The 21119-nt window shown below is 71.8% G+C and carries 16 protein-coding genes; 12 read left to right on the top strand and 4 right to left on the bottom strand.

Going from position 1 to position 21119, the window contains the following annotated elements:
- Positions 1–14 precede the first annotated feature (14 nt).
- From kdpB to ACFYXA_RS12670, 6 genes are all read left to right on the top strand, one after another.
- On the top strand, positions 15–2114 hold the full coding sequence (gene kdpB / locus ACFYXA_RS12695) for a potassium-transporting ATPase subunit KdpB (protein ID WP_389031733.1): 2100 nt from the start codon (positions 15–17) through the stop codon (positions 2112–2114).
- A 5-nt stretch (positions 2115–2119) separates the two neighbouring features.
- Positions 2120–2788, top strand: a complete 669-nt coding sequence (locus ACFYXA_RS12690; protein WP_389031548.1) for a potassium-transporting ATPase subunit C — start codon at positions 2120–2122, stop codon at positions 2786–2788.
- Positions 2789–3102: 314 nt separating this feature from the next.
- Complete coding sequence (locus ACFYXA_RS12685) at positions 3103–4395, top strand: extracellular solute-binding protein (RefSeq protein ID WP_352252089.1); 1293 nt, start codon at positions 3103–3105, stop codon at positions 4393–4395.
- Between the two features lie 6 nt (positions 4396–4401).
- Positions 4402–5421 (top strand): carbohydrate ABC transporter permease, encoded by a 1020-nt coding sequence (locus ACFYXA_RS12680; RefSeq protein WP_389031544.1) that lies wholly within the window; start codon positions 4402–4404, stop codon positions 5419–5421.
- Positions 5422–5483: 62 nt separating this feature from the next.
- Positions 5484–6248, top strand: coding sequence for a carbohydrate ABC transporter permease (locus tag ACFYXA_RS12675; protein ID WP_388485040.1), 765 nt, complete (start codon positions 5484–5486; stop codon positions 6246–6248).
- 74 nt (positions 6249–6322) lie between these two features.
- Positions 6323–7396, top strand: a complete 1074-nt coding sequence (locus ACFYXA_RS12670) for an endo-1,4-beta-xylanase (protein ID WP_389031541.1) — start codon at positions 6323–6325, stop codon at positions 7394–7396.
- A gap of 32 nt (positions 7397–7428) precedes the next feature.
- Here the strand turns inward: ACFYXA_RS12670 and ACFYXA_RS12665 are convergent, their stop codons facing one another.
- The 3 genes from ACFYXA_RS12665 to ACFYXA_RS12655 form a co-directional block, all read right to left on the bottom strand.
- Entirely contained in the window at positions 7429–8472 is a 1044-nt protein-coding gene (locus ACFYXA_RS12665; RefSeq protein WP_389031538.1) for a LacI family DNA-binding transcriptional regulator, read from the bottom strand.
- Between the two features lie 253 nt (positions 8473–8725).
- The gene (locus ACFYXA_RS12660) at positions 8726–8932 is read right to left on the bottom strand and encodes a DUF5999 family protein (protein ID WP_352252083.1); all 207 of its coding nucleotides are present in this window, start codon (positions 8930–8932) and stop codon (positions 8726–8728) included.
- Positions 8933–9280: 348 nt separating this feature from the next.
- Positions 9281–9874, bottom strand: a complete 594-nt coding sequence (locus tag ACFYXA_RS12655; protein WP_352252081.1) for a hypothetical protein — start codon at positions 9872–9874, stop codon at positions 9281–9283.
- Positions 9875–10460: 586 nt separating this feature from the next.
- On the opposite strand from ACFYXA_RS12655, the gene ACFYXA_RS12650 reads away from it, so the two are divergent.
- The 3 genes from ACFYXA_RS12650 to ACFYXA_RS12640 all read left to right on the top strand — a co-directional run bounded on the left by ACFYXA_RS12650 (position 10461) and on the right by ACFYXA_RS12640 (position 13294).
- Positions 10461–11978 (top strand): glutamate-cysteine ligase family protein, encoded by a 1518-nt coding sequence (locus ACFYXA_RS12650; protein WP_352252079.1) that lies wholly within the window; start codon positions 10461–10463, stop codon positions 11976–11978.
- Positions 11979–12240: 262 nt separating this feature from the next.
- Positions 12241–12372, top strand: a complete 132-nt coding sequence (locus ACFYXA_RS12645) for a hypothetical protein (protein ID WP_389031533.1) — start codon at positions 12241–12243, stop codon at positions 12370–12372.
- Between the two features lie 121 nt (positions 12373–12493).
- The gene (locus ACFYXA_RS12640) at positions 12494–13294 is read left to right on the top strand and encodes a CPBP family intramembrane glutamic endopeptidase (RefSeq protein ID WP_389031729.1); all 801 of its coding nucleotides are present in this window, start codon (positions 12494–12496) and stop codon (positions 13292–13294) included.
- Between the two features lie 45 nt (positions 13295–13339).
- Here ACFYXA_RS12640 and ACFYXA_RS12635 read toward each other — a convergent pair whose 3' ends face one another.
- Positions 13340–14164 (bottom strand): PhzF family phenazine biosynthesis protein, encoded by an 825-nt coding sequence (locus ACFYXA_RS12635; RefSeq protein WP_389031530.1) that lies wholly within the window; start codon positions 14162–14164, stop codon positions 13340–13342.
- Between the two features lie 231 nt (positions 14165–14395).
- On the opposite strand from ACFYXA_RS12635, the gene ACFYXA_RS12630 reads away from it, so the two are divergent.
- The 3 genes from ACFYXA_RS12630 (at position 14396) to ACFYXA_RS12620 (ending at position 20165) form a co-directional block, all read left to right on the top strand.
- Positions 14396–15484 (top strand): NAD-dependent epimerase/dehydratase family protein, encoded by a 1089-nt coding sequence (locus tag ACFYXA_RS12630; protein ID WP_389031527.1) that lies wholly within the window; start codon positions 14396–14398, stop codon positions 15482–15484.
- Positions 15485–15595: 111 nt separating this feature from the next.
- Entirely contained in the window at positions 15596–18325 is a 2730-nt protein-coding gene (locus ACFYXA_RS12625; RefSeq protein ID WP_389031524.1) for a LuxR C-terminal-related transcriptional regulator, read from the top strand.
- Positions 18326–18596: 271 nt separating this feature from the next.
- Entirely contained in the window at positions 18597–20165 is a 1569-nt protein-coding gene (locus ACFYXA_RS12620) for a hypothetical protein (RefSeq protein ID WP_389031521.1), read from the top strand.
- The last annotated feature ends 954 nt before the right edge of the window (positions 20166–21119 follow it).

The raw sequence follows: 21119 nt of genomic DNA, 5'->3' as shown, positions 1-21119 counted from the left end.
ACCAAGAGGACTCGATGTCCACAGCCACCCCGACCCGGGTGCCGCACACCGACGTGCCCTCCGGGCACAGGAGCCCGGAGGGCCGCGTCGGCGCGGGCCTGTTCGACCCCGGGCAGCTGGTCCGGTCGCTGCCGGACGCCGTGCGCAAGCTGGACCCGCGGGTGATGGTCAAGTCGCCCGTCATGTTCGTCGTGTGGATCGGCTCCCTGCTGACCACCGCGTTCTCCCTCAAGGACCCGGGCGACTGGTTCGGCTGGACCATCAGCGCCTGGCTGTGGCTGACCGTCGTCTTCGCCAACCTGGCGGAGGCGGTCGCCGAGGGCCGCGGCAAGGCGCAGGCCGACACCCTGCGCAAGGCCAAGACCGACACGGTGGCCCGGCGGGTCGCCGGCGCCGCCGAGGAACGCGTCCCCGGCACCGAGCTGAGGATCGGCGACCTCGTCGTCTGCGAGGCGGGCGACGTCATCCCCGGCGACGGCGACGTCGTCGAGGGCGTGGCCTCCGTCGACGAGTCCGCGATCACCGGTGAGTCGGCGCCCGTCATCCGCGAGTCCGGCGGCGACCGCTGCGCCGTCACCGGCGGCACCAAGGTCCTCTCCGACCGGATCGTCGTCAAGATCACGACAAGGCCCGGTGAGACCTTCATCGACCGGATGATCGGCCTCGTCGAGGGCGCGGCCCGGCAGAAGACGCCCAACGAGATCGCGCTGAACATCCTGCTCGCCTCGCTCACCGTCGTCTTCCTGCTGGCCTGCGCCACGCTGCCGCCGTTCGCCGACTACGCGGGCACCCGGGTGACGATGGTCGTCCTGGTGGCGCTGCTGGTCTGCCTCATCCCGACCACCATCGGCGCGCTGCTCTCCGCGATCGGCATCGCCGGCATGGACCGGCTGGTCCAGCGCAACGTCCTCGCCATGTCGGGACGCGCGGTCGAGGCCGCCGGTGACGTCTCCACGCTGCTGCTCGACAAGACCGGCACCATCACCCTCGGCAACCGCCGCGCCGCCGAGCTCGTGCCGGTGCGCGGGGCCACGGAGGCCGAACTCGCCGACGCCGCCCAGCTGTCGTCGCTGGCCGACGAGACGCCCGAGGGCCGCTCCGTCGTCGTGCTGGCCAAGGAGCGCTACGGGCTGCGCGAGCGGCACCAGGGCGAGCTCGCCGGCACCGGGTGGATCGCCTTCACGGCCCAGACCCGGATGTCGGGCGTGGACGTCGACGGGCGCAGGATACGCAAGGGGGCGAGCGGTTCGGTCGCCGCCTGGGTGACCGAGCGTGGCGGCCAAGTGGCAGCGGATGCAGAGGAGTTGGCCGACGGGATCGCGGCGGCCGGCGGCACCCCGCTGCTCGTGGCGGTCGAGGACGCGGGCGGGGCCCGGGTGCTGGGCGTCGTGCACCTCAAGGACGTCGTCAAGGACGGCATGCGCGAGCGGTTCGAGGAACTGCGCCGCATGGGCATCAGGACCGTCATGATCACCGGCGACAACCCGCTCACCGCCAGGGCGATCGCCGAGGAGGCCGGCGTCGACGACTTCCTCGCCGAGGCCACCCCCGAGGACAAGATGGCCCTCATCAAACGCGAGCAGGCCGGCGGCAAGCTCGTCGCGATGACCGGCGACGGCACGAACGACGCCCCCGCCCTCGCCCAGGCGGACGTCGGCGTCGCCATGAACACCGGCACGTCGGCCGCCAAGGAGGCCGGCAACATGGTCGACCTCGACTCCGACCCGACCAAGCTCATCGAGATCGTCGAGATCGGCAAGCAACTCCTCATCACCCGGGGCGCGTTGACGACGTTCTCGATCGCCAACGACGTCGCCAAGTACTTCGCGATCATCCCGGCGCTGTTCGCGGCGGTCTACCCCGGCCTGGACAAGCTGAACATCATGCACCTGTCCTCGCCCGACTCCGCGATCCTCTCCGCGGTGATCTTCAACGCGCTGATCATCATCGCGCTTGTGCCGCTCTCCCTGAAGGGTGTGCGCTACCGGCCGGTCAGCGCCGACCGGATGCTCCGGCGCAACCTCGCGATCTACGGCCTCGGCGGCCTGGTCGCGCCCTTCGTCGGCATCAAACTCATCGACCTGCTCGTCTCCCTCGTCCCCGGGATCGGCTGACCGCCATGAACAACTCCTTCGTCAACACAGCCCGGTTGCTCGCCGCGGGCCTGCGCGCGCTGCTCGTGCTGACCCTGGTGACGGGCGTCCTCTACCCGCTGGCCGTCACCGGCGTCGCCCGGAGCCTGTTCCGCGACAAGGCCGACGGCTCCGAGTTCTCGGCGCAGGGCAGGGTCGTCGGCTCCTCCCTCATCGGACAGGCCTACGACCTGCCCCTGGCGAAGGGCCAGGAGACCCCCGCGCCCGACCTGAAGTGGTTCCAGGGCCGCCCGCGGAACGGCCTCGGCGTCAACAGCGTCAACACGCGGTACACGCTGATCCTGTCCGGCGCGACCAACCGGTCCGGCGACGACCCCGAGCTCATCGACTGGGTGAAGTCCGCCAAGGCGGCCGTCGTCAAGGACAACTCGGTGCCCGGAAACCCGGTGCGGCCCTCCCAGGTGCCCGCCGACGCCGTCACCTCCTCGGGCTCCGGCCTCGACCCGGACATCTCCCCTGCCTACGCCGAACTCCAGGCGCCCCGGGTGGCCGTACGCAACGGCCTGCCCGTCGCGCGGGTCGAGAAGCTGGTGAAGGACCACACGCAGGGCCGCACGCTCGGCTTCATCGGCGAGCCCCGGGTCAATGTCCTCGAACTCAACGTCGCGCTCAGGGAGCTGAGCGCAGGCCGCTGACGACCCCGCCCGTCAGGGAGGCACGGGCACCCGGGCGCACCCGAGCCCATCGGAAAGTTCGCCGCAGAGAGCGAATGTTTCGCCCGCTTCGCGCACCGCCCTTCACGGCTCGTATCCCGTCCTCCGGCGGCGGGATCAGCGAGATGATCCGCCGTACGGTCCCGACCGTCGGCGGATTCGCTGTGTTCAAGGGGTTGCCACCCGTCGGAGCCTGTCTCTAGGGTGCGGCAGCAGCGAACCTTTCTGGATCAGCTTCGAAACTTTCGATCTCGCTGGACGGTCGTGGGGGCCGTCCCGTACCCAAGGAGCGCACCATGGGCGACCCGGCACTCTCCCGCCGAGGCTTCCTGGCGGCCTCCGCCGCGGCCGGTGTGGGCATGACGGCACTGAGCGCCTGCGGCGGCGGCTCGGACTCAGGGTCGTCGGGGACGACCACGATCGAGTGGTGGAACATCTCCACCACCCAGCCCGCCAAGGACGTCTGGGCCGGTCTCGCCCGGCAGTTCGAGAAGCAGAATCCCCAAGTCAAAGTCAAAATAGTCCAGTTGGAGAACGACGCCTACAAGTCGAAGATGACGGCGCTGACCGCCTCGGGCAAGCTCCCCGACATCTTCCACACCTGGGGCGGCGGCGTCCTCAAGCAGCAGGTCGAGGCCGGACTCGTCGACGACCTGACCGACCGCACCAAGGACTGGTCCAAGGGGCTGCTCCCGGTAGCCACGAAGCCCTACCTGGTCGACGAGAAGGTCTACGGCATCCCGTTCGACATCGGCATGATCGGCTTCTGGTACAACAAGGCCCTCTTCCGGCGGGCCGGCATCGCGGCGCCCCCCACCACCTGGAGCGGATTCCTCGACGCCGTACGGAAGTTGAAGGCCGCCGGCATCACCCCGCTCGCCCTGGCGGGCAAGGAGAAGTGGCCCGGCATGTACTACTGGGCCTACCTCGCGATGCGCACCGCCGGGATCGACGCCCTCCAGAAGGCCAACGACAGCAAGGACTTCACCGGGGAAGGGTTCGTCCAGGCCGGGCAGCACCTCCAGGAACTCGTCGACCTCCAGCCGTTCCAGAAGGGCTTCCTCGGCGCCGCCTACTCCACCCCCGCAGGCCAGGCCGCCGCCGTCGGCAACGGCAAGGCCGCGATGGAACTCATGGGTCAGTGGGCGCCCCAGGTGCAGGCCGACGCGGGCAAGGGACTCGGCGCCGACCTCGGCTTCTTCCCGTTCCCGGAGGTCGGCGGAGGCAAGGGCGCGCTCACCGAGGTCTTCGGCGGGGGCGGCGGCCACGCCCTGCGCGCGGGCGCGCCGCAAGCGGCCGTCGACTTCCTGAAGTTCTTCGCCTCCGCCGCCACCGACACCGAACTGGTCAAGAAGACCGGCGCGCTGCCCGTCGTCCCCGCCGCCGAGAGCGCCCTCGCCGACCCCAACCTCAAGGCCGTCCAAGCCCAGTTGAAGGCGGCCACCGGTTTCCAGCTGTACCTGGACCAGGCGTACGCGCCCGCCGTCGGCCAGGAGGTCAACGACAGCGTCGCCGCCCTCATCGCGGGGTCCCGCTCAGCGCAGCAGGTCACGGAGTCGATCACCAAGGTCGCGAAGGAAGAGCAGTAGGCCGCGATGACCTCGACCTTCCTCCCGGACGAGCGCAAGGGCCCCGGCGAGCGCAACGGCCCCGACGACGGCCCGGCGGCCGCCGCCTCCGAGGCGGCGGCCCGGGGCCGGGCACGGCGGCGGACGTCCAACTGGCTGACCGCCGTCGGCCTCCAGGCTCCCGCCCTGGTGCTGTTCGGCGTGCTGGTGCTGCTGCCGATGCTGTTCGCGCTGTACGCGGCGTTCTTCCGCTGGGGCGGCTTCGGCATGCCCGAGGACTTCGTCGGCGCCGACAACTTCACCCGGCTCTTCGAGGACCCGGTGTTCCTGGGCGACCTGTGGCGCTGCCTGGTCCTGGTCCTGCTCTCCCTCGCCCTGCAACTGCCGTTCGCCCTCGCCCTGGCCGTCGCCCTCAACCAGCGCATCCGCGGCCGGGCCGTGTACCGGATGCTGTTCTTCGCGCCCTACATCCTCTCCGAGGCGATCACCGGTGTGCTGTTCGGCATGATCTTCGCCCCGGACGACGGCCTCGCCGACCAGGTGCTCGACGCGGTCGGCCTGGACGGCGCCGGCGGCCAGTGGTTCGCCGACCCGTCCACCGTCATGGCCACCCTGTTCCTCGTCATGACATGGAAGTACTTCGGCTTCCACATGATGCTCTACCTGGCCGGACTCCAGTCCATCCCGGCCGAGTTGACCGAAGCGGCCCTCATCGACGGGGCCGGGCCCTGGCAGCGGTTCCGGCACATCACCCTGCCGCTGCTCGGACCGACCCTGCGCATCAGCGTCTTCCTGTCCGTCATCGGCGCGATCCAGCTGTTCGACCTGGTCTGGGTCACCACCGCGGGCGGCCCCGACCACCACTCCGAAACGATGGCCGTGACCATGTTCCAGTACGGCTTCAAGCGCTACCAGGTCGGCTACGCCAGCGCGATCAGCGTGGCGATGTTCGCCGTCTGCCTCGTCTTCGCCCTCGCCTACCAGCGGTTCGTGCTCCGCCGGGACCTCGAGGGCGCCACCACGACCCTGCGAGGAGGCGGCTCGTGAGCGCCCGCAAGTCCGGACGTACGCTTCCGCTGCACGTCGCCCTCGTCGCCGTCGCGGCGGTGATGGTCGTGCCCCTTCTCTACGCCGTGCTGTCCGGCTTCAAGTCCACCGACGAGCTCTCCCGCAACCCCGTCGGACTGCCCGACACCTGGGTCACCTCCAACTACACCGACATCCTGGGCGGCGGCGACTTCTGGCGGCTGCTCGGCAGCAGCACCCTGATCGCCGTCGGCACGACCCTCGTCGTGGTCGCGGTGTCCGCTCTCGCGGCGTTCTCCTTCGCCCGCTTCGCCTTCCGCGGCCGGGAGGCGCTGTTCACCCTGTTCACGATGGGGCTGATGTTCCCCTTCGCGGTCGCCGCGCTGCCCCTCTTCCTGCTCCTGCGCTCGCTGGACCTGCTCGACAACCCCCTCGGCGTGATCCTGCCGCAGGCCGCGTTCGGGCTGCCGATGACCATCGTGATCCTGCGCGGCTTCTTCCGGGAGATCCCGGCCGAACTGGAGGAGGCGGCCACCATCGACGGCTGCGGCCCGCTCGGCTTCTTCTGGCGGATCCTGCTGCCCATGGCCCGCCCCGCGCTCGGCACGGTCTCCGTCCTCGCCGTGGTCGGCAGCTGGAACAACTTCCTCCTGCCGCTGCTGGTGTTCACCGACTCCACCTGGTGGACGATCCCGATCGGCGTCCAGCAGTTCCAGGGCCAGTACTCGGCGGAGTACGCCCGTGTCTTCGCCTATCTGGTCCTCGCCATGGTCCCGGCCCTGGCCCTCTACTCCGTCGCCGAGCGCCAGCTCGTCGGCGGGCTCACCGCCGGCGCCACCAAGGGATGACGGCCGCCCGCGCGCGCACGGCACCAGCACCGTCGTACGGCTCACCCACACCCCGCACCGTGAGGAGTCGCACCATGCCCAGCACCACCCGCCCCTCCCGTCTCCGGCTCGGATTCGCCGGGGCCCTCGCCGCCCTGCTCGTCGCCGCCGGAACCGCCGGCGGCCCCGCCGCTCAGGCGGGCGAGCAGCACCGCGCGAAGACCCTCGGCGACCTGGCGCAGCGCCACGGCCGCTACTTCGGCAGCGCCACCGACAACCCCGAGCTCACCGACACCGCCTACACGAAGATCCTCGGCCACGAGTTCGGCATGATCACCCCCGGCAACGGCATGAAGTGGGAGGCCACCGAACCCCGGCAAGGCGTCTTCCACTTCTCCAAGGGCGACGAGGTCGTGGAGTTCGCCCGCGCCAACCGGCAGAAGGTGCGCGGCCACACCCTCGTCTGGCACAGCCAGCTGCCCGGCTGGCTGACGAGCCGGCAGTGGACGGCCGACGAGCTGCGGGCCGTGCTGAAGAACCACATCCAGACCGAGGTGCGCCACTACCGGGGCAAGGTCTACGCCTGGGACGTCGTGAACGAGGCCTTCAACGAGGACGGCACCTGGCGCGAGTCGCTCTTCTACAAGACGCTCGGCCCCGACTACATCGCCGACGCGCTGCGCTGGGCCCACGAGGCCGACCCGAAGGCCAAGCTCTACGTCAACGACTACAACGTCGAGGCCGTCGGGCCGAAGAGCGACGCCTACTACGCCCTCGCCAAGCAGCTCAAGGCCCAGCGCGTCCCGCTCCACGGCTTCGGCCTCCAGGCGCACCTGGCGCTCCAGTACGGCTATCCGACCACCTTGGAGGACAACCTCCGCCGCTTCGCCCGGCTCGGCCTGGACACCGCGCTCACCGAGGTCGACGTACGGATGCTGCTGCCCGCCACGGAGGAGAAGCTGGCGCAACAGGCCGACTGGTACCGGGACATGACGAAGGCGTGCCTCGCGGTGCGGCGGTGCGTCGGCATCACCGTATGGGACTGGACCGACAAGTACTCGTGGATCCCGGCGTTCTTCCCCGGCGAGGGGGCGGCCCTGCCGTGGGACGAGCAGTTCGCGCCGAAGCCGGCGTACCACGCGATCCGGGAGGCGCTGAAGCGGCGCTGAGACTCCTCAAAGGGCTTACTTCGACGGGGCTTTCACCGTGCCGTAGCCGGCGGTGCGGTGCTGGAGCGCACCACCAGCTCCGTGCCCAGCTCCACCCGCGGCGAGTCCGGGTGCTCGCCGCGGGCCAGGCGCAGCACCGTGCGCACGGCCAGGGTGCCCATGTCGGCCAGGGGCTGCCGCACGGTGGTCAACGGCGGTGCGGACCAGCGCACTTCAGGCAGGTCGTCGAAACCGACCACGCTCATGTCCTCCGGCACCCGCAGTCCGCGCCGGCGCAGCGCCTCGATCGCGCCGAGGGCCATCTGGTCGCTGGCCGCGAACAGCGCCGTCGGCGGCTCGGGCAGGTCGAGCAGGGCCGTGCAGCCGGTGCACCCCGACTCGGGGCGGAAGTCGCCCGTCACGACCAGGGACTCGTCGACGCCGAGTCCCGCCGCCTCCAGGGCAGCCCGGTAGCCGTCGAACCGGGCGCGGGAGCACAGCAGTCGGGGCGGACCGGCGATCAGGCCGATCCTGCGGTGGCCGAGGGAGAGCAGATGCTCGGTCGCGGCCAGGCCGCCCGACCAGTTGGCGGCGCCGATGGTGGGGGTGTCGAAGGCCGGGGAGCCGGTCGGATCGACCACCACGAGCGGCACCCCCAGGATGCGCAACTGCTCGTGAAGAGTGGGCTCCAGGGCCGAGGTGACGAGGATGACTCCGTCGGAGGCGCGGGCGCGCAGGTTGCGCAGCCACTCCCGGGCGTCGCCCGAACGCCCGTGGATCGCCGACACCACGGTGCCCGCGCCGGCCGCGTGCGCGGCCTCCTCCACACCGCGGATGATCTCCACCGCCCAAGGGCTGTCGAGGTCGTTGAAGACCAGGTCGAGCAGGGCGGCGCGGGCCTGGGCGGAGGGGGCGGGACGCTTGCGGTAACCGTGCAGGCGCAGCAGGTCCTCGACCCGGGCCCGGGTCTCGGGCGCCACGTCGGAGCGGCCGTTGACCACCCGGGACACCGTCGGCACGGAGACGCCGGCCCGCCGGGCGATCTCCGTGATGGTGACCTTGCCCCGGGGCGCGGGCGCCGTCTCGTCCGTTGTCACTTCCCCCACCTCCGTCGCGCCGCTGCGGGCGCCGCCGCGAAACTTCCAGGAGTCTTCCGGAAAGTGGGCGGTCGGGGGAAGACGGGCAGAAGGGGAATCGGTCGGCTACGGTGCGTGACCGGCCCCGTACACGCGTCGGGGCCGGTGCGCAGCGGCGGCTGCGGTCCGGCCCCTCAGTACACCGGCCGACGTCGCTCGACGCCGCCCGGACAGGCTCCGGGTCTGGCCCCGGCGTTCGTCCGCCTGACAGGTCTCAGGCGGCGGTGATCACGCGGCCGGCGTCCAGCGGGCGGTGCGGCGCGATGATCTGGCCGTCGGGCAGAAGCTCACCGGTGTCCTCGAAGAGCAGGACGCCGTTGCACAGCAGGCTCCAGCCCTGCTCCGGGTGGTGCGCCAGGAGACGGGCGGATTCCCGGTCGGCGGAGTCGGCTGTCGGGCACGGTGGCTTGTGCTGGCACATGGCGGAGATCTTTCGCTCTGGCGTGAGATGTGAGGTGTCTGTCGCGTGTATCGCGTCGGTCCAGTGTGTCGCGTCTGTCCCGCGGCGTGAAATGTCGTTCAAGGCCGCCCCCCGTTGTGATAAGTCGGTCGGAACCCAGTGTTGCCCCACGGGCGTCGATCCGCAGGGATTTCGCTGCACCGCCTCTCACAGGTTCATGACGCATCACCCACGCGGGCGGTTCATCCCCACCGCACCGTCCCTTCGGGTGGTTTCCGGTGGCCCGATGGGGCCAGGCGTGCTGATCACAGCAGTGCCGTGCCCCACCCCCGGGGCGTGGGGGCGGGGCACGGCGAGGTGGTCGGGGGGTCAGGCCGGGGCGGGGGAGCCGAGCAGGGGGGTCGGCGGGGTCACCCGCAGGGTCAGCACCGGCAGCAACTCGGCGACCCGGTGCGGTCGGTGGGCGGCGATCCCGGGCGGCGCGGGGGCCAGCGGCACCAGCAGATCGGTCGCCGCGGGGTGCCCGGTGACGCCGTCGGAGGCGCAGTCGCCGTGCAGCCACAGGGTGAGCATGTACAGGCCGGGCACGGACAGCAGTCTCGCCTGGTACGGCTGGGGCGTCGACTCGGCCTGCCGCAGGGCCCGTTCGGTGGAGGCGATGTACGGGCCCTCGAAGAAGTGCGAGAACGCCCAGCCGTCCGCCGTGAGCCGGGTCTCGGCCGCGGCCACCGCCCGGTCGCCGCAGCGGATCAGGAACCGCCAGCCGGCCAGCCGGGTCGCTGACACGCCCTCGGGGGTGATCCGGTCCAGCACATGCAGGGGCAGGGGGAGTTCGGGTACGGCCGGCCCCTCGGCGTCGCGCAGGGAGGGGGTCCTCGCCTCACTGACCGCGGTGGGCGAGGCAAGGGCTGTGAGGACGGAGCGCAGGGCGGGCGCGGGAGCCGGGGGGACATGCAGCGGCATGGTGGGTCGCCTCTCATTCGACAGGCACGGTGGCGCGAGGGCGGGGGCGGACGGCGCTGTCAGCTCTCAGGGAAGGTCACAGAGGTGGTGGCCGGGGTGAGGGAACCGGAGACACGTGCGGCCTGCCGTCCGTCGCCACGACGGAACGACAGGCTCCTTCGACCGAGGGCGCCCACCTTCTCTGCCTTGTCCGCGGAGTTTATACGACACGTGTTCACACTGTGTTTCGACTAGCCGGTCCCGGGGCACCCGGCAAGAGTCTATTCGGTCGACAGTACGCGTGAATCATCCCGATTCAGAGCAGGGCGCGGGGCTGTGACCTCGGGATATGGCGACGGCGCGGTCGGCCTATTCGTGTCGTCGTTTTTCACGAGTTGTTCATCCGGGGAGCCGGTGATGAAACGACGCTGAAACAGCGTTCTGCCGCATGCCCCGTGAATGTGCCTCCGGTCACCTCCGCTCAGGTTAGCGGTCGGCGCGGCCCGGCGGGGACGTTATCGATCGGGAAGGCTGGGCATCATCCCACGTGACCCCGGGACAACCGGCGGCCGGACCACCGGCCCGCCACGCGAGGAGGGAAGCTTCGATGGGGGAGAAGGTCGTGGCAGGCGGGTTCGACCTGTCCGATCGGCAGCGCTACCGCGACAAGCTGCGGCAGTGCCTCACGGGGCTGGAGCGGCTCCTGGCTCAGCAGCGCTTCGACCGCCCCAAGAACCTCATGGGGCTCGAGATCGAACTGAATCTCGCGGGTGCCGACGGGCTGCCGAAAATGCTGAATGGGGAAGTGCTGGAGAGGATCGCCAGCCGTGATTTCCAAACAGAACTCGCCATGTTCAACCTGGAAGTGAACATAGCTCCCCACCGGTTGGGCGGGAGGGTATTCGACCGGCTTGCCGAGGAACTCCGTACGTCGCTGGCATATGCCCACCGAAAGGCGGGAGAGGTCGACGCGGGAATCGTGATGATCGGCATTCTGCCGACTCTGGACCGTGACGACCTCGTCACTTCCAACCTTTCCGACGTCGACCGCTACACGCTTCTCAACGACCAGATCGTCGCGGCCCGCGGTGAGGAGTTCGCCCTCGACATCGACGGCGTCGAGCAGTTGTCGTGCACGTCGAAGTCGATCGTCCCCGAGGCGGCCTGCACCTCCGTGCAGTTGCACCTCCAGGTGACGCCGTCCCGGTTCCCCGACGTGTGGAACGCGGCCCAGGCCGTCGCCGCCGTCCAGGTGGCCGTCGGCGCCAACTCACCGTTCCTCTTCGGCCGCGAACTGTGGCGCGAGTCCCGCCCGCCGGTCTTCCAGCAGGCCACCGACACCCGCCCGCCGGAGCTCCAGGCGCAGGGCGTGCGACCGCGGACCTGGTTCGGGGAGCGGTGGATCAGCTCGGCGTACGAACTGTTCGAGGAGAACCTGCGCTACTTCCCGGCGCTGCTGCCGATCTGCGACGACGAGGACCCGCTGGAGGTCCTGGACGCCGGCGGCGTCCCCAAGCTCGCCGAGCTCGTCCTGCACAACGGCACCGTCTACCGCTGGAACCGGCCCGTCTACGGCATCGCCGACGGCCTCCCGCACCTGCGGGTGGAGAACCGGGTGCTGCCCGCCGGGCCCACCGTCTCCGACGTGGTCGCGAACGCGGCCTTCTACTACGGCCTCGTCCGCGCCCTCGCCGAGGACTCCCGGCCGGTGTGGACGCGTATGCCGTTCGAGACCGCCGCCGCCAACTTCGACACCGCCTGCCGGTACGGCATCGACGCCCGGCTCCAGTGGCCGCGGCGCGGGCGGCTCGGCGGCACGGCCGAGGTCGACGTGGTGAGCCTCGTCCGCGAGGAGCTGCTGCCGCTGGCCGAGGCCGGACTGGACGCGTGGGGAGTGGAGCCCGCCGACCGCGACCACTACCTCGGCATCATCGAGGAGCGGTGCCGACGGCGCACCAACGGGGCGAGCTGGCAGGTGGAGACCTTCCACCGGGCGCTCGAGGCCGGCATGTCCCGCGAGGCTGCCCTCGCGGCCACCACCCGCCGCTACGCCGAACTGTCCCACCAGGGGGAGCCGGCGCACACCTGGCCGGTGGGCTTGCCGGAGCCAGTGCCGGCGGGATGACGGGCTGACGCCGCCCGGCGCGGCGGGCCGCCGGGCGGGGTGCGGCTGCCGCATGGGAGGCCGACCGCGCTGTTCCCCACGCCCCTGGGTGGAGTGCGGTCTCCACACGGCTGTGGACTGCGGGGGCTCGCACGGTCGGCCTTCCGCCTCCGTCGGGGCGCGGCTGCCCGGCGTCCCTGTGGTCCGCGTCGTCCGCGTAGGGCGACGGCGCGTGGAGCACGTCAGCGCCGACAGCCCGCTCGTGTTGCGCGCCTGATGCGCCATGGCCGGCTGTGCCCCGTCGTCCCACACCGCGCTCGCCGACTCCACCCAGGTGTACGTCTTCGCCGGCCCGCCCGGCGCCTTCGCCACCTGCGCGCAAACACGGGGGTCGCTGCCGCCCGCCCCGTACTGATCGGGCAAGCTGTGACGTCCCATGGCGGTGGTGACCCTCCCTGTCGACCTGAGCGCCGGTCCCGTCCGGCGGCATGGCGTGCGAGGCGGTGATGCGCCCCCGTACGCAACTGGAGGCAGGTGTGCAGGTGGAGACGGGCGCGGTGGCCGGTTCCTTTCCCCAACAGCCGCTCACACGACGGATGCTCCGGGACGAGACGCTGCTCGTCCTGGGGCTTTCGCTCGGTGCGAGCGGAGTGTCCGCACTGATCAGCTTTGTCGGGTCGGTCACGAAACCCGGAGGCCTGAAGGACCAGGCCGCGACCCTCAACGCCTCGGCCGCGCCGGGCCGCCCCTGGCTCGATCTCGCCTGGCAGCTCTTCGGGATCACCACGGCGCTGATCCCCGTCGCCCTCGTCGCGCACCTCCTGATGCGCGAGGGCCAGGGACTGCGCACCCTCGGCTTCGACCGTACCCGGCCGTGGCCGGACCTCGGCCGGGGCGCCGCCGTCGCGGCAGGGATCGGCAGCACCGGCATCGCGTTCTACCTCGCGGCGCGGCAACTCGGCTTCAACCTCACGGTGGTGCCGGAGGCGCTGCCGGACGTGTGGTGGAAGTTCCCGGTGCTGATCCTTTCCGCCATGCAGAACGCCATCCTGGAAGAGGTCATCGTCGTCGGCTATCTGCTGCGCCGGCTCGACCAGTTGGGCTGGAGCCCGACGGGGTCGCTGGCGGCCAGTTCCGTACTGCGCGGCTCGTACCACCTCTACCAGGGCATCGGCGGCTTCGTCGGCAACATGGTGATGGGCGTGGTGTTCGTGTTCCTGTACCGGCGGTGGGGCCGCGTCGGCCCCCTGGTGGTGGCGCACTCACTGCTCGACATCGGTGCGTTCGTCGGCTACGCGCTGCTGGCGGGGAAGGTGTCGTGGCTGCCGGTGGCATGAGGCGCGCCCGATGTCGTGCGGCGCCTCGGTGGGCGCGGGTCGCGGTCAGCGGGCGGGTTCTGGGGCCAGCAGGTCGCCCTCGATGACGGTGACCGCGCGGCCGCTCAGCAAGGTGCGCTCGCCGCGCAGGCTCGTGCGTACGAGACCGGAGCGGCGCGAGGCCTGAAGACCGGTGAGCTCGGGGCGGCCCAGCCGCTCGGACCAGTAGGGCGCCAGGGCGGTGTGGGCGCTGCCGGTGACCGGATCCTCGTCGATACCGACGTTCGGGAAGAAGCAGCGGGAGACGAAGTCGTAGCCGCGCTCGGGATCTTCGGCTCGGGCCGTGGCGATCACCCCGCGCGCGGAGTGCGCGCCGAGCGACCTGAGGTCGGGGGCGAGCGCGTGGACCGTCTTCTCGTCGGCGAGCTCGACCAGCAGGTCCCCTACGTTCGGCCCCGTGTCGAACGCGGCGAGCGGTCGTGCGCCGAGAGCCTCGCCGACGCCTTCCGCGATCTCCACGCGCGTGAGCGGCGCGGTCGGGAAGTCCAGGGTGATCGAGCCGTCCTCCGCGGGCGTCGCGGCGAGGACGCCGCTGCGCGTCGCGAACCGCACCGGGCCCTCGTGCGCGCGCGTGGAGTGCAGGACGTGCGCGGTGGCGAGTGTGGCGTGGCCGCACATCGCCACCTCGGCGACGGGCGTGAACCATCGCAGCGCCCAGTCCGCCTCACCGCCCGCGGGCAGCGGATGTGCGAACGCCGTCTCGGCGTGGTTGAGCTCCATGGCCACGTCCTGGAGCCAGTCGTCGCCCGGGAAGGCGTCGAGCAGGAGGACTCCGGCGGGGTTCCCGGTGAAGGGGCGGTCGGCGAAGGCGTCGACGATTCGAATGCGCATGCGGCTGACGGTAGGGGGCGGGATGAGCGGCGGACCAAGGCCAATCGGCGACGCCTGGACCGTTTTCACCCGATCGCATGACCCGGCGGCGGAACCATCCGCTCGAGCCGGGACGTTCGAGCGGAAGACGGCCAGAGACGGAGACGGCTGAAGACGAAGACGGGGCGGCCCGAGCGTACGGCGGCGGTACGACCGTAACGGCGGGGTGGCGGGAAGGCGAGGGGGAGCGGCATGGGGGCGGCAGTGAACGGCATGACGGGCGGGGACACCGGCGGGACAGCCGGGGCGGCCGGGACCGGGGCAGGCGGGACTGAGGCGGCCGGCGGAGGCGACGGCGGGGTCGGCACCGTCGTGCTGACCGGCGCGACCGGTTTCATCGGCTCGCACACGCTGCGGGCGCTGTCCGCGCTGCCGGCCGGCCCAGGCCGGCCCCGCGTGAGAGCGCTGGTGCGCCGGCTCCCCGAGGGCGCGGCGGCCCTGCCCGTCGAGTGGTTCCACGGGGACGTGACCGATCCGGCCGGGCTGCGCGGGCTGTGCGAGGGAGCGCGGACGCTGGTCCACCTCGCCTCGTACATCGGCGGTGACGAGCGGCGGTGCGAGGCGGTCAACGTGGACGGCACCCGGGCCCTGATGGCGGAGGCCGCGCGCGCCGGCGTCCGCCGGGTGGTCCACCTGTCGACGGCCGCGGTCTACGGCGCCGGCCCGCACCGGGGCGTCGCCGTCGACGAGGTGCCCGCCGAGCCGGTCTCCGCGGCGAGCAGGACCAGACTGGCAGGGGAGGCCTACGCCCGGGAGGCGGGCGCCGTGGTGCTGCGGCCCGGGATCGTGCTGGGCGAGGGGGACCGCTGGGTCGTCCCCGGGCTGCGGGAACTCGTCGAGCGGGTGCCCGCCGAGTGGGACGGCGGGCGCGCGCTGCTGTCCGTGGTGGACGTCGGCGACCTCGCCCGGCTGATCGCCGCGATCGCCGTCGGCCCGCACGAGGGTCCGCCCGGCGTGTACCACGTGGGCCACCCGGATCCCGTCCGCACCGGCGACCTGCTGGCGCGGCTGGCCGCCTACGACGTCCTGCCGCCCCGCCCGTCCGCCGACTGGCCGTGGCCCAGGTGCCTCGAACGCCTGCGGGCCACCCCCGGCCGCGCCTCTGAACGCCAGTTCGCGCTGGTCGGCCGGGACCACTGGTACCGGTCCGACGACATATGGAAGCTGACCCGGGAAACGCCGGGCCCCGGCCCGCTGGCCAGGCTCGCGGGGTCGGCGAGGTGGTACCGCGAGCACCTGACTGCCCTCGGGGCGGCACCCGCCGAGTCCGGACCGGCCTGATCTCACCCGGTCTGACCTGCGCCGTTGCCCGCGGTAGCGCGGTGTCGGCCGGATGCTGGGATCCTGGGAGCACCGCTGCCCACGACCTGACGACCAGGGGCGGTGAACGCCATGGCTGAGCTGGAGGAGAGCGGTGAGAGCGGTACGCGGTCGACGCCGCCGTACGCCGACCCGCTGGGAGACCCCTATCTGCCCACACGGTTCGCCGTCCCGGCACGGCCGCTGATCTTCCTGCGGCGCGAGCGGCTGGTCAAGCATCTCGACCAGGCGCTGGACACGCCGCTGACCATGGTCAACGGCGCCGCGGGGGCGGGCAAGACCCTGCTGGTCGCCGACTGGGCCGCGGAGCGGCCGGAGTGCCTCGCCTGGCTCACCACCGACGAGGCGGACCAGGGCCCGGGCATGTTCTGGGCGTACCTCCTCCAGGCGCTGCGCTCCTCCGTGCCGGAGATGCCCGCCGACGTCGGCTGCCCGGCGGACCCGAGCCGCGTGCCCCACACGCTGCTGACGCGGCTCGCCGCCGGACTCAGCGCCCGGGAGCGGCCGGTGACCGTGGTGCTCGACGAGTACGACCGGGTCACCGACCCGGAGATCGCGGAGCAGCTGGAGTTCGTCCTGCACCACGCGGGGCGCGGCCTGCGGCTCGTCCTGGTCACACGCAACGAACCGCTGCTGCCGCTGCACCGCTACCGGGCGGCGGGGGAACTGACCGAGATCAGGGGCGGGGAGCTGGCGTTCACCCCGCAGGAGACGGCCGAGATGCTGGCCCTGCACGGGCTGCGGCTGCCGGAGCACGCGGCGCGCACGCTGGTGGAGCGGACCGGTGGCTGGGCCGCGGGGCTGAGACTGTGCGCCATGGCGGCGCTGGAGAGCCCCGATCCGCACACCTACCTCAAGGAGTTCGAAGCCGACCGCAGCCCCGTCGCGGACTTCCTGCTCGCGGAGGTGCTCAAGCGGCAGAGCGCCGAGACCCAGGACCTGCTGCTGCGGGTGAGCGTGCTCGACCGTTTCGACCCGCAGCTCGCGAACGCGCTGACACACCGCGGCGACGCCGAGCCCATCCTGAGCGCGCTGGAGCGGGAGAACGCGTTCGTGGAGCATCTCGGACACGCCTCGTACCGTCTCCACCCCCTGTTCGGGGAGATCCTCCGGGCCCATCTGCGGGTGCGCTCCCCGGGCCTGGAGCCCGTGCTGCACCAGCGGGCCGCGCGATGGCTCCGCCGCTGCGGACACCTCACCGAGACCCTCACCCACGGTGCGGCCGCGGGGGACTGGGAGTTCAGCGCGCGGGCCCTGGTCGACGACCTCGCCCTCGGCCAGTTCTTCACCGGCCTGCGCTCCGACGACCTGGCCGAGCTGTTCTCCCGGATGGACCCCGGGGTCAGGAGCACGGCCACCGACCTCGTCCGGGCGGCCCGCGAGCTCGCCCGCGGCGACCTCGACGCAGGTCTGCCCCACCTCGACCGTGCCCGGCGCGGCCTCACGCGGGAAGCCCCGCCTGCGGAACACCGGGCCGCCGGAGCGCCGTACGAGGCGGAACACCCCGCGCTCGACCCGTCCGAGTCGGCGGCCGCCCGGCTCGGCTGCGCCCTCCTCGAAGCGCTGGCCGCCCGGCTGACCGGCTCACCCGACAGGGCCGAGGCGGCGGGGGAGGAAGCGGGGGAACTGCGGACGAAGGTCCGCGGCCCGCTCCTGGACAGACATCCCGAACTCTTCGCACTCCTGCTGACCCACCTGGGCTCGGCGCGGCTGTGGGCCGGCGACTACGACGCCGCCCGCGACGCCCTCGCCGCGGCGGCCGGCGCGCCCGGCGGCGCCTCGACGGCGCTCCCACGTGAGGACGCCCTCGGCCGCCTCGCCCTGATCGACCACCTGAACGGCTGGCCCGGCAGGGCCGAACGCAGGGCCAGGGCGGCACTGGCCGAGACGGAGCGCTTCGGCCTGCCCCAGCCGGCCGGCTCCGGCATGGGGCGACTGGTCCTCGCCGCCGTCGCCGTGGAGCGCGGCGAACCGGCCCGCGCTCAGGCGCTGCTCGACGCGACGGGCGAGGCGCACCCCGCATTGCGGGACCCCGTCATGACGTCCTGCCGCGCCGCCGTCACCGCCCGTCTGCGTCTCGCGCGCGGCGACGCCCGGGCCGCGCTCCAGGCGGTGGAGTCAGCCGTCCGGGCCGAAGCGGCATCCCCCTGGGCGGAAGCGCAGCGGGCGCTCGTCGTCGCCGCCGCGCACCTGGCCGAGGGGCGGCCGGACGCCGCCGCCGAACTGCTGCTCGCGGTCTCCGGCGACCAGCCGGCCTGCACCGTGCAGGCGGCACGGTCCCTGCTCGCCGCGGGCCGGCCCGCGGCCGCGGCGGACCTGCTCGACGGACTGCGCCCCGAGGACGGCTTCGGCCCCGCCGTGACCGTACGGGCCACCCTGGTCAGAGCTCAGGCCGCCGACGCGGCCGGCGACTCCGCGAGAGCGTGCAGGCTCGTGGCCCAGGCCCTCCGCGAGGCCCGCCGTGAACTGCTGCGCCGCCCCTTCCTGGAGGCCGGGCCGTGGATCCGGCCCCATCTCAACTCGGCGACCCTGCGGCCGTATGCGGCGGGCTGGCTCCTCCCCGCGAGCGCGAGCACACCCCCGGACGACGCCGACCGGCCGCCCGTCGTGGAGGAACTCAGCGGCAGGGAACGCGACGTGCTGGCGCGGCTCGCCCAGATGATGTCCACGGAGGAGATCGCCGGCGACCTGTACGTCTCGGTGAACACGGTCAAGACCCACCTCAAGAGCGCCTACCGCAAGCTGTCGGTGAACCGCCGCAACGACGCCGTCCGCCGCGCCAGGGAACTGGGCCTCTTGTGAACTGAACGACCCACCACGCGCCGTCGGGCCGTGCCGTGCAAGGGACTTACAGCTGCCGTGCCTGAGTCGCCCGGTGACCATCCAGGCGACGCCACGCAGTTGATGCCCCTGCTGGACAGAGTTCCGGCCGTGGCGGGACTCGTCGGCCGACCGGTCGGATCCACCGCACGCGCCCCACATCGTCCCTGGGGAATTTCCCCGCCGTACCCCTCCTGTTGGTCAGGTCTGGCTACCTTCGCCGCGCCCGGCCAGGTACAGGAGACGTACATCCATGAGCACGCCGATCCACCGCACCTCGGCACGGCAGTCCGCAGCCGTCCTGACGTCAGCCCGGCACCGTGAGGGAGGGAGCCGCACCGGGAGTACGTCCGCACGCTCGCCGGAGCGCGCCCTCCTGGAGATGCAGTCCCGTGCCGGCAACCGGGCCACGACCGCGGCGGTGCAGCGCGTCCGGGACACCGAGAGAGGGACTACGGCGGCGAACGGCGACGCGTCCCCCGCGGCGAAGAAGAACTACCGCGACCGGATCGCCGCGCTCCTCGACAGGTTCAAGAAGAATCTCGAACCCATCGACACCTTCGTCAAGGGCTTCCAGACCCCCACCAACGCGGCCTTGACCCAGCAGGCCGCCGCCGCGGCCAACGAGGGCCTCAAGCACTCCGCCGCCGCCTCGGGGGCCTCCGCAGCGTCGGGCAACCTCCTCACGGAGGCCGCCGGCACCGTGGTCAGTGGCATGGACGCGTACAAGAACATGAAGGGCGCCAAGAAGCACGAGACCGGGGCCAACCACCACACGGCGACGAAGAAGGCCAAGACCAAGGGGGCCGACACGGTCGTCGGCGCCGCCAGTTCGGGAAGCTACAGCGCCGCCATCGCGAAGGAGGTGACCAAGATCCAGAAGGCGGCGGACGCCGCGGTGGCATCCGAGGCGAGCGGTATCGCCAGCGCTTCCGTCGGCGCGATCAAGGCGATGCGGTCCGCCTTTCGCATCGGGGGAGCAGCCAGCAAGTACAAGCAGGTCAAAAACCTGGGAGATCCGCACCTCGTCCATGCGGGGTCACTGGCACGGCTGAACGAGTCGCAGGAGCAGGCCGGCTGGGCCGCGGCAGAGGCTTACGTCGCGCTGGACGCCTACTGGAAGCATGAGGGCCCGGGACGGCTGGAGCTCGTTTCCGAGGCCATCGACGCCGCCTGGGAGGCGATGGGTGAAGCCCGTGACGCCGCCGAGAACTTCCAGCGCGCCGAAAACGACGTGGAAAAGCTGAGCAAGGTGCAGCAGTACGCGAAGAAGAAGCAGCTCACCAAGATCGGCAAGGAGACGGCCGGCGGCGGGGGCGAGTCCGTCAAGGCCGCGGCCGGCGTCGTGACGGCGGTCGCAGCGGGAACAGCCGGGCTGGCGAGCAACCCGGTCGGATGGGGCCTCGCCGGGGCCGGGGCCGGTCTCGTCCTCGGCGTCACCATGTACAAGGCGCTCCGCGCCGCCACGAAGCGCTACGAGGAGGTCCACCACCCCGAGCGCTGGGCGCTGCAGGGCGAGACCCCGGCGGAGGCCGCCTCCCGCAGGGAGTCGCTGAAGCACGCGTTGAAGTTCTGGAAGAAGGTGTCGAAGGGCGAACGTCAGGCCATGGCGCGTGAGATCTACGCCCTGGCGGCGGGCCCCGACATCTCCGGGAACACCACGGCCGAGATGCGGGAGTCCGCCAGGTCCCTGCTCATCGCTCTCAAATGCGGCCCCGCCAAGCACAAGCTGGAGCCGGACGCCTGGGCCGAGACGCTCAACGACCCTGCGAAGACCTCCGGCTGGATCGCGGAGATAGCGGAGCAGCTGGCCTCGGGGTGACCTGGAGCGGGCCGGCCTCGCGCAGCGCGCTCAGGAACTGGGTGAGGCTGTGGCCGGAGAGAAGTACCTGCTCTGGACCGTTCAGGCCCGAGCCGGTGCCGATCTTCTTGATCCGTCCTTCCGGAAGCAGGGTCGCCCGTAGCGGGTGAGGCACCCAACAGCCTTCTGAGCTGGTATGGAGGAGGCGCCCGGGTGGGTGGTGGTCGCTGCCCGAACGATGCCCACCGGCGTCCCGGGCCGACTCGGAGGTGGGCACCGTGGGGCATTGGCGGGCACTGATCGTCCTGGGCACGGCCCAGTTCCTGAGGTCCTGACACCTCCGTCATGAAGCTGTCCACCTAGGGGCCGCTGACCTGCGCCCATGTGGCCATGGGCATCGCTGACCTGCACTTATGCGTGTTTCAGTGTCTTTCAGTTTCGTGCCGCGTTATGCAGCCGACACTCCCCACGCGCTCCCCAGCGGCGTCCATACTCCCCAGATTCTCCCCAGAGCCGGCCGTGCTGCTGGGGTAGCGGCAACGGGGCAGCGTGTCGGTCTGAAGCGCCGCCGCAACTACGGTGAGTGAAGCCATGGTCGGCACCGATGAGTGAAACCCTTGCCCGAGGCGGCTGTTCGGCGGCGTGCAGCGGGCGGGCCCGGCGACGGCCGCTTGCCCTCACGGCGCAGAGAGTGGCACGGACCGATACCGCCCTGCATGCTGAAGCCCTCATGCGACTGGCGCAGGGCAGCAATTCGCAGGTCAAGGCTCCCGGGTCCGGGAGGGTCCGCCCAGTTCGTGATAGCTGTGTGATAGCGGGTGACACGGCTAGCCCCCGCCGGGGGCCATCCTTACGGGACGTCCGCGCGGAACCGTGAGAGGACGAAGCCGCACCGGAGCGCTCCGGTGCGGCTTCGTCCTCTCACGGCTCCGCGGGGGCGCCAGATGCGGGGGGCGGCGGATGGGGCGGGAAAAA

It is taken from the genome of Streptomyces sp. NPDC002566 (assembly GCF_042889585.1).
In the GTDB taxonomy this organism is placed as follows: Bacteria; Actinomycetota; Actinomycetes; order Streptomycetales; family Streptomycetaceae; genus Streptomyces.
Note: the sequence above shows the minus strand (reverse complement) of the source record. Positions and strands in the feature narration are given on the sequence as shown.

Coding starts and splice junctions, on each gene's coding strand:
- kdpB (WP_389031733.1), top strand. CDS start 15: ATGTCCACAGCCACCCCGACCCGGGTGCCGCACACCGACGTGCCCTCC.
- ACFYXA_RS12690 (WP_389031548.1), top strand. CDS start 2,120: ATGAACAACTCCTTCGTCAACACAGCCCGGTTGCTCGCCGCGGGCCTG.
- ACFYXA_RS12685 (WP_352252089.1), top strand. CDS start 3,103: ATGGGCGACCCGGCACTCTCCCGCCGAGGCTTCCTGGCGGCCTCCGCC.
- ACFYXA_RS12680 (WP_389031544.1), top strand. CDS start 4,402: ATGACCTCGACCTTCCTCCCGGACGAGCGCAAGGGCCCCGGCGAGCGC.
- ACFYXA_RS12675 (WP_388485040.1), top strand. CDS start 5,484: ATGGTCGTGCCCCTTCTCTACGCCGTGCTGTCCGGCTTCAAGTCCACC.
- ACFYXA_RS12670 (WP_389031541.1), top strand. CDS start 6,323: ATGCCCAGCACCACCCGCCCCTCCCGTCTCCGGCTCGGATTCGCCGGG.
- ACFYXA_RS12660 (WP_352252083.1), bottom strand. CDS start 8,932: ATGTGCCAGCACAAGCCACCGTGCCCGACAGCCGACTCCGCCGACCGG.
- ACFYXA_RS12655 (WP_352252081.1), bottom strand. CDS start 9,874: ATGCCGCTGCATGTCCCCCCGGCTCCCGCGCCCGCCCTGCGCTCCGTC.
- ACFYXA_RS12650 (WP_352252079.1), top strand. CDS start 10,461: ATGGGGGAGAAGGTCGTGGCAGGCGGGTTCGACCTGTCCGATCGGCAG.
- ACFYXA_RS12645 (WP_389031533.1), top strand. CDS start 12,241: ATGGCCGGCTGTGCCCCGTCGTCCCACACCGCGCTCGCCGACTCCACC.
- ACFYXA_RS12635 (WP_389031530.1), bottom strand. CDS start 14,164: ATGCGCATTCGAATCGTCGACGCCTTCGCCGACCGCCCCTTCACCGGG.
- ACFYXA_RS12630 (WP_389031527.1), top strand. CDS start 14,396: ATGGGGGCGGCAGTGAACGGCATGACGGGCGGGGACACCGGCGGGACA.
- ACFYXA_RS12625 (WP_389031524.1), top strand. CDS start 15,596: ATGGCTGAGCTGGAGGAGAGCGGTGAGAGCGGTACGCGGTCGACGCCG.
- ACFYXA_RS12620 (WP_389031521.1), top strand. CDS start 18,597: ATGAGCACGCCGATCCACCGCACCTCGGCACGGCAGTCCGCAGCCGTC.